Consider the following 14780-nt stretch of genomic DNA (forward strand, 5'->3'; position numbering starts at 1 on the left):
GTCCTCCCCCGGGCGAGGGAGACGCTCTCCACCCGCGGGGGAGGCCCCGGTGCCGCACAGACGGCCAGGCTGGGCCCATGACCAGCATCGACGTACAGGAGCTCACCAAGGTGTACGGCACCACACGCGCCGTGGACCACCTCACCTTCCGCGTGGAACCCGGCCGCGTCACCGGCTTCCTCGGCCCCAACGGCGCCGGAAAGTCCACCACTCTGCGGCTCGTGCTCGGCCTGGACCGGCCGACGTCCGGCACCGCCACCATCGGCGGCCGTGCCTACGCGACGCTCGACGAGCCGCTGCGCCACGTCGGCGCCCTGCTCGACGCGCAGGCGGCGCACGGTGCGCGCACGGCTCGGGACCATCTGCGCGTGCTCGCCGCGAGCAACCGCCTCCCGGAGCGCCGCGCGGACGAGGTCCTGGAAGAAGCGGGGCTCGCCTCGGTCGCCGGCCGCCGCGTCAGGACGTACTCCCTCGGAATGCGTCAGCGCCTGGGCATCGCCGCCGCGCTCCTCGGCGATCCGCCGGTGGTCCTGCTCGACGAGCCGTCGAACGGGCTCGACCCCGAAGGCATCATCTGGATCCGGGAGTTGATGCGCCGACTGGCTCGCGAGGGCCGCGTCGTGCTCGTCTCCAGCCACCTGATGAACGAGACCGCGTCCTTCGCCGACCACCTCGTCGTCCTGGGCCGCGGCCGCCTGCTCGCCGACATGCCGATGCGGGAGTTCATCGACGCGCGCGTGCAGCCACGCGTACGCGTGCGCACCACGGACGGAGCGGCACTGCGGAAGCTGCTCGCCCGGCACGGATACGACGCAGTGGAGGGTGCGGACGAACGGTGGATCGTGCACCACGCGCGCGTGGACGACATCGGCCGCCTCACCTCGGGCACGGGAGTGCCCATCCTGGAACTCGCCGCGGAGGAGGGCACGTTGGAGCAGGCCTACCTCGATCTGACCGCCATGGAGGCCGAGTTCGCCGCCCAGGCCTCAAAGACATCGAACCAGCCGCAGGAGGCCTGACCGTGACGTTCGCACCCGTACTCCACTCCGAGTGGCTCAAGATCCGTACGCTGCGGTCCCTCGTCGCCGGACTGGCCTCCGTCGTACTCGTCACCGCAGCCTTCTCCGCGATCGCCGGGCTCGACGCGTCCTCGGGCGAATCCTCCGGCGAGGACTTCGACCCCTTGTTCTCGGCGTTCTTCGGCGTCAGTTTCGGGCAGATCGCGGCGATCGCGTTCGGCGCGCAAGCCGTGTCGTCGGAGTTCCAGGGCGGTGCGCTGCGGGTCTCGCTGGCCGCGGTGCCGCATCGTGGCCGGTGGTTCACGGCGAAGGCGACGGCGGTCGGCGTACCGGCCCTTGTCGTCGGGCTGGTCACCGGGTTCGTAAGTCTGGCCGTGGGCAAGGCGGTCCTCGGTGACCGGGGGAGCGGGCTGAGCTGGGGCGAGGGACTGCGGGGTGTCGTCGGTTGCGGGCTTTACCTCGCGCTGATGGCCCTGTTCGCGGCCGGGCTGACCGCTCTGCTGCGCAGCGGAGTCGCCACCCTGAGCATCCTGATCCCGTTCCTGCTCATCGTGTCCTTCGTCGTCGGGGGAGTGTCCGGTGGAGTCGCCGACTTCCTGCCGGACAAGGCGGGCCAGGTGGTCTTCCACGAGACGTCCGACGGCGCGCTCGGCCCCTGGAGCGGGCTGGCAGTGACGGCGCTGTGGGCCGCGGCCGCGCTGGCGGCGGGGGCATGGAGCGTACGGCGCCGGGATGCTTGAGCAGCGGCTGGGTCGCGGCTGACGGACCACCAAATGTCAGTGCCGCAGGGTTTACTGGATCTCATGACCCTCGCGCAGCAACTCGCCACGATAGACGAGCTGTGCTCCCGACCCTTTCCCACGGAGCACGGCCGGTCGGACGTCGGCACCGCAGGACCTGGGTTCCACATAGCCGAATTGGTGACGAGCGACGACTTCTGGGAGGACGACGGGACGGAGCGGGCGGAGACGGCCGTGCAGTACGAGGCGGACAGGGACGGCCTCTCCGAGCGGCTGACCGATCGCTGGGGTGCGCCGCAGAAATTCTCGCTGTGGAGCCTCCAGGAGCGTGCCATGGGCGGCGAGGACATACCTGAGCCATGGGGTTCGCTCAGCTCTCATGTGCAGGACGTGCACTCGTGGAGATACGAGGAGACCGGCCGCTGGGTTGTTCTCGGTGTGTCCCAGTGGGACAAGGAGCTGCCGTTCCAACTCCTTGCCGTGGTCACCGAGATAGATCCACCGTGACCCGCTAAGTCTGGGCAGCCGCCGCCCGCAACCGCCCGAACTCCTCCGCCATCGTCTCCGCCGTCCAGTGCGCGTTCAGCCCGCTGGGGTTAGGCAGTACCCACACGCGCGTGTCACCGATGGTCCGCTCCTGCGGCCCCACTTGAGCCCTGCGCTCGTCGAAGGCCGCCCGGTAAGCGGTGACGCCCACCACCGCAAGCCAGCGCGGACGCAGACGCTCCACCTTCAGGCTCAGCAGCCGGCCGCCCTCCCGGTACTCCTCCGCGCTGAGCTCGTCGGCTCGCGCGGAGGCCCGCGCCACCACGTTCGTGATGCCGAGTCCGTACGAGAGCAACTCGCCCTGCTCTGACGGCTTCAGCAGCCGAGGTGTGAAACCGGAGAGGTGCAGGACCGGCCAGAAGCGGTTGCCCGGGCGGGCGAAATGGTGGCCCGTCGCGGCCGTCATGAGCCCGGGGTTGATGCCGCAGAACAGAACGCGGAGGCCGTCCGCGACGACATCCGGCACCAGCCGGTCGCGGGCGGCCTCCAGTTCCGCAGGGGTGAAGCGGGTCAGAGGATCGCCCCCGGCGTGTAACCCGCCGCCTCCGGGTGCTGCTTGACGATCTCCTCGATCCGGCCGACGACCGCGGAAACCTGGTCGGCGGCGGCCCCCGTGAAGGACAGCTTGTCGGCCATCAGCGCGTCGAGCTCCGCACGGTCCAGCGGAAGGCGGTCGTCGGCGGCCAGCTTGTCGAGCAGTTCGTTGCGCTCGGCGCCCTGTTCGCGCATCGCGAGAGCGGACGCTACGGCGTTCTCCTTGATGGCCTCGTGCGCGAGCTCCCGGCCGACACCGGCGCGTACGGCACCCATCAGGACCTTCGTCGTCGCGAGGAACGGCAGATAGCGGTCCAGCTCACGTGCGACGACCGCGGGGAAGGCGCCGAACTCGTCGAGCACGGTGAGGAACGTCTCCAGCAGGCCGTCCAGCGCGAAGAAGGCGTCGGGCAGCGCGACGCGGCGTACGACCGAGCAGGAGACGTCGCCCTCGTTCCACTGGTCGCCCGCGAGCTCGCCGGTCATCGAGGCGTAGCCGCGCAGGATCACCATCAGACCGTTGACGCGCTCGCAGGAGCGGGTGTTCATCTTGTGCGGCATCGCCGAGGAGCCGACCTGACCAGGCTTGAAGCCCTCGGTCACCAGCTCGTGCCCGGCCATCAGGCGGATCGTCTTGGCGAGCGAGGACGGGGCAGCGGCCAGCTGCACCAGGGCGGTGACGACCTCGTAGTCGAGCGAGCGCGGGTAGACCTGGCCGACGGAGGTGAAGGCCTGCGAGAAGCCGAGGTGCCCGGCGATGCGCTGCTCCAGCTCGGCGAGCTTCGCCGCGTCGCCCCCCAGCAGGTCGAGCATGTCCTGGGCCGTGCCCACCGGACCCTTGATGCCGCGCAACGGGTATCGGGCGAGCAGCTCCTCGACCCGGCCGTACGCGACGAGCAGCTCGTCGGCGGCGGTCGCGAAGCGCTTGCCGAGGGTGGTGGCCTGCGCGGCGACGTTGTGCGAACGGCCCGCCATGACCAGCTCGCCGTACTCACCGGCCAGCTTCCCGAGCCGCGCCAGGACCGCCACCGTACGGTCGCGCATCAGCTCCAGCGAGAGCCGGATCTGCAGCTGCTCGACGTTCTCCGTGAGGTCACGCGAGGTCATGCCCTTGTGGACGTGCTCGTGCCCGGCGAGATCGTTGAACTCCTCGATCCGCGCCTTGACGTCGTGCCGCGTGACCTTCTCGCGCTCGGCGATCGAGGCCAGGTCGACCTGGTCGAGGACGCGCTCATAGTCGGCGAGGGCGGCATCCGGCACCTCGATCCCGAGATCCTTCTGGGCCCGCAGCACGGCGAGCCAGAGCTGACGCTCCAGCTTCACCTTCTGCTCGGGGGACCACAGGACGGCGAGCTCGGCGGAGGCGTAGCGGCCGGCGAGGACGTTCGGGATACGGGGCTTTGCGGGCGCGGGAGTCACGTGGCCTGATTCTACTGGCGGTTCCCGCAGGCCAGCGCCACGGGGTTGTTCGTCGGAAGCTATAAGCGCGGTCCGAGGCCGCTCAGGACCCGTCGGCCAGCTCCGCCAGGATGTCGGCGTGGCACAGCTCCGGCGCGCACCAGCAGGCCAGCGTCTTGCCGCGCAACTCGGGCACCAGGTCGAGGAGGTCGGGGCGTTCGAGAAGGTACGCCCGGTACTTGGCCATCACCTCGGGGCGGGTGCCGTCGTGCTTCTTCTTGGCGGTGTCGGGGACGAAGGGGTTGTTGAGCGGGTGCTCGGGAAGATCCCAGCCGCCCCTGGTCCAGCGGCGGCCGACGTAGACGAGGTCCGCGGGGGCGTTCTCCAGGCGGGGCCCGAACTCCTGGATATGGCCCTTGAGATTGATCACAGTGGTGCTCACGCGAGCCTCCCTTCGCGCCGCCGGGCGACGCTTCCGATCATCCGACGCGCAGGCGGCCCACGCCACCGGCCCTTCGTCGCCCACGCCACCGGCCATTCGTACGTCCACGCCACCGGCCCTTCGTAGGCCCACGTCACCTGGCCGTTCGTACGCACGCGCCGCCAACCCTTCGTACATCTATGCTCCCGGCCCCTCGTACGGCAGCAGCTCTGGCCGCTTGGCCGGACGCCCGTCCCCCGAGGACCGCCCCGTAAGCCGCCGCCCGATCCACGGCAGCAGATACTGCCGGGCGAACCGCACGTCGGCGGTCCGGCGGGCGCCCCACCCGGGCGGCGCGGTCGCGGGCAACGGCGTGCGCCACTCGGTGTCCTGCGCCTCGTGGCCGAGTGTCTGCCACACCGCTTCCGCGACGCGGCGGTGGCCCTCGGTCGTCAGGTGCAGCCGGTCCACGTCCCACATGCGAGGGTCGGCTAGTGATGGGGCGCCGTAGAGGTCGACCACGAGGGCGCCGTGCCGGGATGCGAGGTCGTCGACGCAGGTGAACAGCTCCTCCATGCGCGGCCGGAAGCGTTCCAGGACCGGGCCCTGGCGTCCGGGGCTGCGCATCAGCACGAGTTGCTTGCAGGAGGGGGCGAGCCGCTCGACGGCCTCCTCCAGGAGCCCGCGTACCCGGCCCATGTCGCACTTGGGCCGCAGCGTGTCGTTCAGCCCGCCCACCAGCGTGATCAGGTCCGGCTGTATCGCCGCCGCCACGTCCACCTGCTCGGCCACGATCTGACCGATCAGCTTGCCGCGCACGGCGAGGTTGGCGTACCGGAAGCCCGGCGTCCGGGCGGCCATGCGCCCCGCCAGTAGGTCGGCCCAACCGCGATACGAGCCGTCGGCCAACCGGTCCGACATGCCCTCGGTGAAGGAGTCGCCGACCGCGACAAAACTGGTGTAGGTGGCATTCGTCTCCATGGCGGAAGCGATGGTATCCCGCGCACATACCCACCGGTCTGCCACCCACGGGCAGGTCCCGTTAGGCGCAGGAATGTGCCGGTACGTGCAGGCAGGTACCGGCACTCACCTCACGCCGGCTGCCCGAACAACTCCCGCAGCACGTCCTCCATCGTCACCAGCCCCGCCAGCAGCCCGTCGTCGCCGGTCACCGCCGCTAGATGCGTACGACTGCGGCGCATCGCCGTGAGCACGTCGTCCAGCGGTGTGCTCTCCCGGACGCGGGCGATCGAGCGCATGTCCGCGACCCGGAACGGCAGGTCGCGGGGCATCGCGTCCAGCGCGTCCTTGACGTGGAGGTAGCCGACGATGTGGCGGCCGTTGTCCACGACGGGGAAGCGGGAGAAGCCGGACTCCGCGGACAGGGCCTCCAACTGCTCGGGCGTGACGCCCACGCGCGCGTAGACGATGCGTTCCAGCGGGAGGACGACATCGCGCACGGGCCGCCGGCCCAGCTCCAGGGCGTCGTGCAGCCGTTCCTGGGCCCGGTCGTCGATCAGGCCGGCGGCGCTGGAGTCCTGGACGAGGCGGGCGAGTTCGTCGTCCGAGAAGGTCGCGGTCACCTCGTCCCGCACCTCCACACGCAGCAGCTTCAGCAGCGAGTTCGCGAAGGCGTTGATCGTGAAGATCACTGGACGCAGCGCCCGGGACAGCGCGACCAGCGGCGGGCCGAGCAGCAGCGCCGAGCGCACCGGCTCGGCGAGCGCGATGTTCTTCGGCACCATCTCGCCGAGGAGCATGTGCAGATACGTCGCCAGGGCCAGCGCGATCACGAACGAGATCGCGTGCCCCGCGCCCTCCGGCACGCCCATCGCGTGGAACACCGGCTCCAGCAGATGCTCGATCGCGGGCTCCGCGACCACACCCAGGACCAGCGTGCACAGCGTGATGCCGAGCTGCGCGGCGGCCATCAGCGCGGAGACGTGCTGCAAACCCCACAGCACGCTCCGCGCCCGCCGGTCGCCCTCTTCGGCGTACGGCTCGATCTGGCTGCGACGGACGGAGATCAACGCGAACTCGGCGCCGACGAAGAAGGCGTTCACGACGAGCGTCGCCAGACCGATCAGCAGCTGTACGGCGGTCACAGCGTCCCCTCTTCCTGGATGCCTTCGATGCCCTCGATGAGCGGCAGCGGCGCGTGCAGCAGCACGCGCGCGGCCCGGTGCCCCGATGCGTCCGTCACTTCGAGCCGCCAGCCGGTGACGTCCACGGTGTCGCCGACGGTGGGAATGCGGCCGAGTTCGGTCGCGATGAGCCCGGCCAGCGTCTCGTACGGCCCCTCGGGCACCCGCAGCCCGACCCGTGCGAGCTGGTCGGTGCGGGCCGCGCCGTCGGCGTTGTACAGCGCCCTGCCGTCGTCGTCCTTGCCGGCCAGGGCGAGGTCGGGCATCTCGTGCGGATCGTGCTCGTCCCGCACCTCGCCGACGACCTCCTCGACGATGTCCTCCAGGGTGGCGACCCCGGCGGTGCCGCCGTACTCGTCGATGACGACGGCCATCGTGCGCTTCCCGGACATCCGGTCCAGAAGCCGGTCGACGGTCAGCGACTCCGGTACAAGAAGGGGTTCGCGCATCAGCTGCGCTACCGAGCTGCGGCTCCGGCGCTCGGCGGGCACCGCCAGTACGTCCTTGATGTGCGCGACGCCCACGACCGAGTCGAGGTTGCCGCGGTAGACGGGGAAGCGCGAAAGACCCGTCGCGCGCGTCGCGTTCGCCACATCCTCGCAGGTCGCCTGGACGTCCAGGGCGATGACCTGGACGCGCGGCGTCATCACGTTCTCCGCGGTCAGGTCCGCGAGGTTCAGCGTCCGTACGAACAGCTCGGCGGTGTCGGCCTCCAGCGCGCCCTCCCTCGCGGAGTGCCGGGCCAGGGCCATCAGCTCCTGCGGCCCACGGGCCGAGGCCAGCTCCTCGGTGGGCTCGACACCGAAGCGGCGTACGACCCGGTTCGCGGTGTTGTTGAGATGGGTGATGAACGGCCGGAACAGTGTGCTGAACCAGCGCTGCGGCGTCGCCACTTTCTTGGCCACCGAGAGCGGCGAGGAGATCGCCCAGTTCTTGGGCACGAGCTCGCCGACGACCATCAGGAACACCGTCGACAGCGCCGTACCGATGACCAGCGCGGTCGAAGAGGCCACAGAGGGGCCCATACCGACCGCCTCCAGCGGACCCGCGATCAGCTTGGCGATGGACGGCTCGGCGAGCATGCCGACGATCAAGTTGGTGACGGTGATGCCGAGTTGCGCGCCGGACAGCTGGAAGGTCAGGTTCCGTACGGCCTTGAGGGCGCCCGAGGCACCGACCTCACCGCGCTCGGCGGCTCGTTCCAGCTCGCCGCGCTCGACCGTCGTCAGCGAGAACTCGGCGGCGACGAACGCGCCGCAGGCCAGGGAGAGCAGAACGGCCACCGCGAGGAGGAGCAGTTCGGTCATCGGGTCACCTCCGTCCCATGGTCGGACAGAGGGCCGGGAATCGCACGATGCCCGCACGGCGCAAGGCCGCGCGGGCTGCCGGGACTGGGAGGCTCGCCCATGGGCGGACGCTCACACCTTTCCTAGGAAGAAGAAAACCAAGTCCTCACATGGTAAAGGGTCAGCAAAGTCGCCCGTACGCCGGTCATGCGCCGAGCGGCTTCACCCACCGCCGCCACTTCTCCTCGGGCGTGTACCCCGCGGCCCGCCACGCATGATGCGCGGTCTCGTTGCGCTGCAGCACCATCGCGTCGCCGCGCCGCCCGCCGAGCCGTACGAACCGTTCCTCCGCGGCGGCGAGCAGCGCCGAGCCGATGCCGAGGCGGCGGCGGTCCGGATGCACGGCGAGCCGGTACAGATGGCAACGCCAGCCGTCGAAGCCGGCGATCACCGTGCCCACCAGCTCGCCCCCGTACTCGGCGATGATCAGCGCCTCGGCGTCACGGGCGACGAGCCGCTCCACGCCGTCCCGGTCGTCGCTGATGCTCGTGCCCTCGGCGGCCGTCTTCCAGAAGGCGAGGACGGCGTCGAGATCGGCGGGGGTGGCGCTGCGGATGTGGAGATCACTCATGGGGCGAGCCAAGCAGATCGCCGGCCTGTCTCGCGAACGGATTCCCGTGCCGGGGAATCACGGAGATCGACCGGCCGTCGCGTTCAGCCCGCCCGGCGCTCCACGGCTTCCGCCAGTTTCGAGAGGCTGAATGAACTGCTACCTCGCTGTGGAGAGCAGGCGGTGGGGGCGACCGGATGGGAGTTGGTCCAACCTGTAGGACCAGTGGACGGGCTGCGGGCGGGTTCTGTCAAGGGTTGATCTGGAATGGCTTGTGACATCTGCGTTGCGAGCTGCGATGACCAGCCGAAACTGAGTGTCGGACCTCCGGCCGAGATCCTCTTGACTCGGCGAGCGATGGTAGGGCAGATTGGTCCTACCGGTTCAACCAATGCCTCTCGGGTGTGAAAGCCGGTCCCGAGGGGCGTTATGCGACGAGCGTCGATGTGCCTTGCCGGCGCGCAGACGCGGAAAGCGAACGCGCCAGTGAGTGCCACCCGAACCATCGACATCGCGCAACTGCGCTCCCGGTTCCCGGCGGCGGACCAGTTCCTCTACCTGGACGCTGCCCACCAGACCCCCCTCTCCCTGACGGTCCGAGCGGGCCTCGACGCCTTCTACGACCAGGCCCTGCACACCGCGGGCCCGAAGACGCACTGGCTGACCAGCGTGGAGGAGGTTCGGGCACGGCTGGCCGGCTTCCTGGGCGCGAGCCCCCGGGAGATCGCTTTCACCAAGAACACCTCGGAGGGGCTCAACATCGCTGCCCACGGCCTGCGTTGGGAACCGGGCGACAACGCGCTGCTGCTCGAGGGCGACCACCCCAACCTCCTGTACGCCTGTCTGGGCCTGCGCGCCAAAGGGCTGGAGGTCCGGCTGGTGCCGCAGGACGGCGGGCCCGGCAAGAAGTGGGCCGACGCCGACACCTTCGCGCCGTACGTGGACGCCCGGACCCGTGCCATAGCGCTGTCCCACGTCATGTTCCACAGCGGCCAGCGCAACGACGTCGCGGCCGTCGCGAGGCTCGCGAAGCGGCACGGCGCCGAAGTGGTCGTGGATGCCATGCAGTCCCTCGGCGTCCTCGACGTGGACGCGCGGGAACTCGGGGTCACCGCCCTCGCGGCGGGGTGCCACAAGGGCCTACTGGTACCCCAGGGGCTCGGCCTGCTGTTCACGCCGTACGACGCCGAGCGGCTGCCTCCCACATACACGGCGCTCGCCGGCATGGCGGACACCGACGAGGACCTCGTCATCGGAACGGAGCAGGTCAAACTCCGCCCCGACGCCCAGCGCTTCGAGATCGGCAACTTCAACCTGCCCGCGATCCACGCCCTGGGCGCCGCCCTGGACCTCTTCGAGGAGGTGGGTGTGCGCCGCGTAGAAGAGCACGTACTGGATCTCGGCGACCGGCTGATCGAGCACCTGGACGCCTTGGGCATCCCGTTGGTCGGTCCGAGGGAGCGCGAACGCCGCTCGCACATCTACGCACTGGCCCTTCAGGCGCCCGGCTGGCCCGAGTTCCTCGCCTCCGAGAACGTGCGGGTGTCGTCCGTACGGGACGGGATCAGAGTCTCGTTCGGTCTGTACAACAGCTCCGACGACGTGGACCTGCTGGCCGGGATCCTGCGGCGGGGTCTGGACAAGCTCTCCCACCGAGCGGCCTGAGGAGGAGTCCGTGTCCTGCGTTTTCCGTACTGATCAGCGTTGCAGCACCGGGTAGTCGTGGTAGTGCTGTGTCGTCGCCTCGTACGCCGACGCGACGTCCTTGTCGCGGATCGCCTGTACGAGCGCCTTGTGGACGTCGAGCGAATAGGCGCCGATCGTCGGCGTGTACTGGCCGTGCAGCAGCCACTCGTGGTTCTGGTGTCTGGTGGTCAGCTCCGTCACCAGGCTCACCAACAGCGGTGTACGGGACGCGGCCGCGACCGCCCGGTGCAGGTCCATCGTCGTCCGCAGATACGCCTCGTAGTCCTCCTGCTCGAGATGCTCTTCCATCTCGGCCACCAGGGCATCCATCTTGAGCAGGTCGGACCGCGTGGCCTTGCGGATCGCCATCAGCGCGCTCGCCAGCTCCAGGGCCTCCCGGGCCTGAAGCAACTCGTTGATGTTCAGCGCGGCGGTGAGTCCGGCATCGCCCGCCTCGGGGAGGACGCGCTCCGGCTCGGCGACATAGCTACCGTCGCCCAGCCGGGTGTCGACATGCCCGCTGAGCTGCAGAACGGCCAGCGCCTCCCGGACCGCGTTACGGCTCACGCCGTACTCGCCGGCCAGCTCGCGTTCAGACGGCAGCCGCTCGCCGACCGGCAGCTTGCCGCCGCGCATCTTCTCGAGCAACTGCTCGGCGACCAGCTCCGGCTTGCGGCGCCTGCCTGGGGGATTCTGCGGTGACATGGGACTCCCGGATCTGGCCCTACTGGTAGGACCAGCCTCCCACGCAGGGAAGAAGCGGTCAATCAGCCCAGCCTGAAGCGCCGGGCAGCACCAACCGGTTGATGAACGAGGAGCGGAGTCGTCGAGCGGCGCGGGACGGATCCTCGACGGCCGCCGTACGCGCCCTTGCCCCCCTGGCGCGGCACGCTCTCTCACTCGCCGCGCAGCGCCTCGATCACCGGCCCGAACACCTCCATGTTCGGCTCCAGCACCGTCAGATACGAGAACCCGTACCGCTCGCGCTGTGCCCGCACCTGGTCGACGATCTCGTCCAGTGTGCCGAGGAGCGCGATCGGCAGGTCCAGTACCTGCTGCTCGGTGAGGTAGGGGACGTGGGGCAGCCACTCCTGGATGGCGGCGCTGCGGTCCTCGGTGATGGCGACGATCTGGATGAGCAGATTGAGCTCTGCCGGTTCCTTCCGGCCGGCGGCCAGCTCCTGGTACAGAGTGACCCGTTCGCCGAGTTCCTCGGCCGTGATCGCCGCGAGCATGCCGTCCGGCATCGACCGGGCGCCCGTGAACGCCGCGATGTCCGCGTGCTCGGCGGCGAGCCGAAGCATCCGGTCGCCGTTGCCGCCGATCAGCAGCGGCACGCGGGGCTTCTGTACGGTCTGCGGCTGGTGCTCTGCAGAGCCGAGCAGCCGGTCCAAGTCCTCGACCGTACGCGCCAGATGGTCCACCCGCTCACGAGGCGAACCCCACGGAATGCCCGCGCTCTCGTGCTCCGCTGCCACATAACCAGTGCCCAGGCCGAGTTCGAGACGGCCGCCCGTCAGCGCGTCCGTGGTGGCGACCTCGCGGGCCAGCAGCGCCGGATTCCAGAAGCCGGCGTTGAGCACGAAGGTCCCGAGCCGCGGCCGCTCGGTCGCCTCCGCCGCCGCGACCAGGGACGGGAACGGAGCGGGCATACCGAGGTGGTCGGGGACCAGGATCACGTCGTACCCGAGCTGCTCGGCCCGTCGGCACTTCGCGCGCCACTCCTCGGCGGTCGCGGGCTGCATCAGATTGACACCGAACCGGAACGGACGCGGCATGAACTCTCCTCACCCTCAAGGGACTTGAGCACCCCAGCCGAGTACATCACTCGTGCGCGATGGCCGCCAGAACGTTCATCCGTGAGGCACGCAACGCGGGCAGCAGCGCCGCCACGATGCCCACGACAGCCGAACCCACCACGACCGCGACGATGGTGCCCCACGGAATCGCCAGCGCCGTCATGCCCTGCAACGCCAGAACCTGTTGCACGCACACGCCCCACACAAGCCCCAGCGCCAGCCCGAGAACCGCGCCGAACACGGCGATCACCACCGACTCCAGCCGGATCATCCGCCGCAACTGCCGCCGGGCGAGGCCGATCGCACGCAGCAGCCCGATCTCGCGGGTGCGCTCCACGACCGACAGGGCAAGGGTGTTGACCACACCGAGCACCGCGATGATGATCGCCAGGCCCAGCAGCGCGTAGACGAGATAGAGCAGTACGGCGATCTGGCCGCGGATCAGCTCCTTGTAGTCGGCCTGGTCGCGCACCTCCACCTGCGGATACGGGTCGAGCGTCTGATCCAGGCGCTCGCGCAGCGTGTCGACGGAGGTGCCCGAGGCGGCGTTCACGTACAGCGTCGAGTCCTGACCGCCGGGCACGTACCGCTCCAGCGTCTCGAGGCCGAAGTACATCGCTCCCTGCGCGCCGAAGCCCTCGCCGCCCTCCTGGTCGGTGAGCGCGGCCACCCGCAGTTCGGTCTCCCGGCCGCCTTGGAACTCGATGGGGATGACACTGCCGATGCGTACGTCGTGATCCTTGGCGTAGTCGACGTCCATGGCCATGTTTCCGGGCGCCAGCGCCGCCTCGGTGTCGCCCTGCGCGTACGTGATGTTCGCGACCTCGTCGAGTTGGTCGCCGTAGCCTGCCGCGCCCGTCTCGACGCGGTCGCCGTCGGGCAGCCGTGCCGCGATGGCTGCGAATCGCTGGCGTACGACTGTTCCGACGCCGTCCGTTTCGTTCACCTTCTCGGTGATCTCCTGCGGGAACGGCTGGAAGTTGCTGTTCTGCACCACGAAGTCGGCGCCCAGCGTCTCGTCGATCTGCTGGTCGAAGGACTTGGTCATGGACTCGCTGGCCACGGACATCCCGCCGACCAGGGCGAGACCGACCATCAGCGCCGCCGCGGTGGCACCCGTACGACGCGGATTGCGCAGCGCGTTGCGCTGGCTCATCCGCCCGATCGAGCCGAACAGGGCCGGGAACGCTCCGCCGAGGACGCGGATCACGGGCCGTACGAGCAGCGGTCCGGCGATCACGGTCGCGATGAGGGTCAGGACGACGCCGAGCCCGAGCAGGGAAGCGGCGGATCCCGTCTCCGTCGCGGTCACGCACCCGACGAGCGCGGCGGAGCCGAGTGCTCCGACGACCGTCCCCACGATGGCCCGTACCCGCAACGGCCGCCCCACACCGGCGATTTCGGCGTCCGCGAGCGCGGCCATCGGTGACACTCCGGCGGCCCGTCGCGCGGGCAGATACGCGGCGACGAAGGTGACGCCGACTCCGACGGCGTACGCCGAGACGGGGGTCGCCCAGCCGATGACCATCTCGGTGGACTTCAGGTTCATGCCCAGCAGGCTCATGAGCTCGATCAGCCCGAACGCAAGCCCGATCCCGGTGGCCAGGCCCAGCGTGGAGCCGACCAGGCCCAGCAGCGTCGCCTCCAGGAGCACGGACCGGCGCACCTGCCGCCGGTCGGCTCCGAGGGCGCGCAACAGGCCGAGTTCGCGGGTGCGTTGGGCGATCAGCATGGAGAAGGTGTTGACGATCAGGAACACGCCGACCAGTACGGCGATCCCTGCGAAGCCGAGCATCACGTACTTGATCACGTCGAGGAAGCCGCCCAGTTCGGCAGCGGCGGACTCGGCCTGCTCGTCGGCCGTCTCCACCTCATAGGTCTCGGTGCCGACCTCGCGAGACACGCGCTCCTTGAGAGCGGCGTCGCTCACGCCCTCCTCCGCGGTCACCGCGATGCTGGTGGCGAGGCCCTCCTCGCCCAGCAGCTTGGCCTGCGCGGTCGGAATGTCGAGGAAGACGAGGGCCGCACCCGGGTTGGTGGTGGTGAAGGTCGCGATGCCGACGATCTCCACCTTGAACGAACCCGGCTGTGCGATCACGGTGAGCGTGTCACCGATGCCTACGTCCTTGTTGTCGGCCGTGTCGGCGTCGATCAGCGCTTCGCCGGGCCCGCGTGGCTCATGGCCGGAGGTCAGTTCCACGGGGCTGCGATCGGTGACGTACCAGCCGGTGGCGATGGTGGGCGCGCCAGTGGTCGGGCCCACGGACTCGTTCTTGCTGTTGACGACGGTGACGCCCTCGACGGAGACGTCCAGATGCGTGTCGGCGACTCCGTCGACCCGGGCGATACGGTCCTCAATGCTCGCGTCCACGGTCTGGACGGCCCCGGAGGGCAGCTGGGAGTTCAGCTCCTCGCGCGGCAGTACGGTCACGTCGGCCGACGTGGACGCGAAGAGCCGGTCGAAGGTACGGGTGACCGTGTCCGAGAAGATCAGGCTGCCCGCGACGAACGCCACGGACAGCAGGACGGCCAGCGCCGAGAGCAGCAGCCGCCCCTTGTGCGCGAGGAAACTCCTCAGTGTCGCCTTCAGCACGACG

At 69.8% G+C, this 14780-nt stretch carries 14 protein-coding genes; 4 read left to right on the plus strand and 10 right to left on the minus strand.

Features of this window, described 5'->3' with window-relative positions:
* Positions 1 to 77 precede the first annotated feature (77 nt).
* From OHT21_RS39900 to OHT21_RS39910, 3 genes are all read left to right on the plus strand, one after another.
* Entirely contained in the window at positions 78 to 1019 is a 942-nt protein-coding gene (locus OHT21_RS39900) for an ATP-binding cassette domain-containing protein (protein ID WP_328773117.1), read from the plus strand.
* Positions 1020 to 1021: 2 nt separating this feature from the next.
* Positions 1022 to 1759, plus strand: coding sequence for an ABC transporter permease subunit (locus OHT21_RS39905; protein WP_328773118.1), 738 nt, complete (start codon positions 1022 to 1024; stop codon positions 1757 to 1759).
* Positions 1760 to 1822: 63 nt separating this feature from the next.
* On the plus strand, positions 1823 to 2266 hold the full coding sequence (locus OHT21_RS39910) for a hypothetical protein (RefSeq protein WP_328773119.1): 444 nt from the start codon (positions 1823 to 1825) through the stop codon (positions 2264 to 2266).
* Positions 2267 to 2270: 4 nt separating this feature from the next.
* Here OHT21_RS39910 and mug read toward each other — a convergent pair whose 3' ends face one another.
* The 7 genes from mug to OHT21_RS39945 all read right to left on the minus strand — a co-directional run bounded on the left by mug (position 2271) and on the right by OHT21_RS39945 (position 8719).
* Positions 2271 to 2819, minus strand: a complete 549-nt coding sequence (mug, locus tag OHT21_RS39915) for a G/U mismatch-specific DNA glycosylase (RefSeq protein ID WP_328774404.1) — start codon at positions 2817 to 2819, stop codon at positions 2271 to 2273.
* Positions 2816 to 4258 (minus strand): adenylosuccinate lyase, encoded by a 1443-nt coding sequence (purB, locus tag OHT21_RS39920; RefSeq protein WP_328773120.1) that lies wholly within the window; start codon positions 4256 to 4258, stop codon positions 2816 to 2818. Before purB ends, mug begins: the two co-directional genes overlap by 4 nt.
* A gap of 82 nt (positions 4259 to 4340) precedes the next feature.
* The gene (locus OHT21_RS39925) at positions 4341 to 4679 is read right to left on the minus strand and encodes a DUF4326 domain-containing protein (protein ID WP_328773121.1); all 339 of its coding nucleotides are present in this window, start codon (positions 4677 to 4679) and stop codon (positions 4341 to 4343) included.
* A 177-nt stretch (positions 4680 to 4856) separates the two neighbouring features.
* Complete coding sequence (locus OHT21_RS39930; RefSeq protein WP_328773122.1) at positions 4857 to 5639, minus strand: SGNH/GDSL hydrolase family protein; 783 nt, start codon at positions 5637 to 5639, stop codon at positions 4857 to 4859.
* 110 nt (positions 5640 to 5749) lie between these two features.
* Positions 5750 to 6763: a hemolysin family protein gene (locus tag OHT21_RS39935; protein WP_328773123.1), complete on the minus strand. Its 1014-nt coding sequence runs from the start codon at positions 6761 to 6763 to the stop codon at positions 5750 to 5752.
* Positions 6760 to 8109, minus strand: a complete 1350-nt coding sequence (locus tag OHT21_RS39940; protein ID WP_328773124.1) for a hemolysin family protein — start codon at positions 8107 to 8109, stop codon at positions 6760 to 6762. The genes OHT21_RS39935 and OHT21_RS39940 overlap by 4 nt, the downstream gene beginning before the upstream one ends.
* A gap of 184 nt (positions 8110 to 8293) precedes the next feature.
* On the minus strand, positions 8294 to 8719 hold the full coding sequence (locus OHT21_RS39945; RefSeq protein ID WP_328773125.1) for a GNAT family N-acetyltransferase: 426 nt from the start codon (positions 8717 to 8719) through the stop codon (positions 8294 to 8296).
* Between the two features lie 465 nt (positions 8720 to 9184).
* On the opposite strand from OHT21_RS39945, the gene OHT21_RS39950 reads away from it, so the two are divergent.
* A complete protein-coding gene (locus tag OHT21_RS39950; RefSeq protein ID WP_328773126.1) occupies positions 9185 to 10363 on the plus strand; it encodes an aminotransferase class V-fold PLP-dependent enzyme in 1179 nt (392 codons plus the stop codon).
* Positions 10364 to 10396: 33 nt separating this feature from the next.
* On the opposite strand, the gene OHT21_RS39955 is transcribed toward OHT21_RS39950, so the two are convergent.
* The 3 genes from OHT21_RS39955 to OHT21_RS39965 all read right to left on the minus strand — a co-directional run bounded on the left by OHT21_RS39955 (position 10397) and on the right by OHT21_RS39965 (position 14776).
* On the minus strand, positions 10397 to 11089 hold the full coding sequence (locus tag OHT21_RS39955; protein ID WP_328773127.1) for a FadR/GntR family transcriptional regulator: 693 nt from the start codon (positions 11087 to 11089) through the stop codon (positions 10397 to 10399).
* A gap of 191 nt (positions 11090 to 11280) precedes the next feature.
* Complete coding sequence (locus OHT21_RS39960) at positions 11281 to 12162, minus strand: LLM class F420-dependent oxidoreductase (protein WP_328773128.1); 882 nt, start codon at positions 12160 to 12162, stop codon at positions 11281 to 11283.
* 46 nt (positions 12163 to 12208) lie between these two features.
* Entirely contained in the window at positions 12209 to 14776 is a 2568-nt protein-coding gene (locus tag OHT21_RS39965; RefSeq protein ID WP_328773129.1) for an ABC transporter permease, read from the minus strand.
* Positions 14777 to 14780 lie beyond the last annotated feature (4 nt).

Origin of the sequence: Streptomyces sp. NBC_00286 (assembly GCF_036173125.1) — a bacterium.
Taxonomy (GTDB): Bacteria; Actinomycetota; Actinomycetes; order Streptomycetales; family Streptomycetaceae; genus Streptomyces.

Bases quoted from the DNA above. Each gene is read 5' to 3' on its own strand.
- OHT21_RS39900 (WP_328773117.1), top strand. From the start codon at position 78: ATGACCAGCATCGACGTACAGGAGCTCACCAAGGTGTACGGCACCACA.
- OHT21_RS39910 (WP_328773119.1), top strand. From the start codon at position 1,823: ATGACCCTCGCGCAGCAACTCGCCACGATAGACGAGCTGTGCTCCCGA.
- OHT21_RS39930 (WP_328773122.1), bottom strand. From the start codon at position 5,639: ATGGAGACGAATGCCACCTACACCAGTTTTGTCGCGGTCGGCGACTCC.
- OHT21_RS39940 (WP_328773124.1), bottom strand. From the start codon at position 8,109: ATGACCGAACTGCTCCTCCTCGCGGTGGCCGTTCTGCTCTCCCTGGCC.
- OHT21_RS39945 (WP_328773125.1), bottom strand. From the start codon at position 8,719: ATGAGTGATCTCCACATCCGCAGCGCCACCCCCGCCGATCTCGACGCC.
- OHT21_RS39955 (WP_328773127.1), bottom strand. From the start codon at position 11,089: ATGTCACCGCAGAATCCCCCAGGCAGGCGCCGCAAGCCGGAGCTGGTC.
- OHT21_RS39960 (WP_328773128.1), bottom strand. From the start codon at position 12,162: ATGCCGCGTCCGTTCCGGTTCGGTGTCAATCTGATGCAGCCCGCGACC.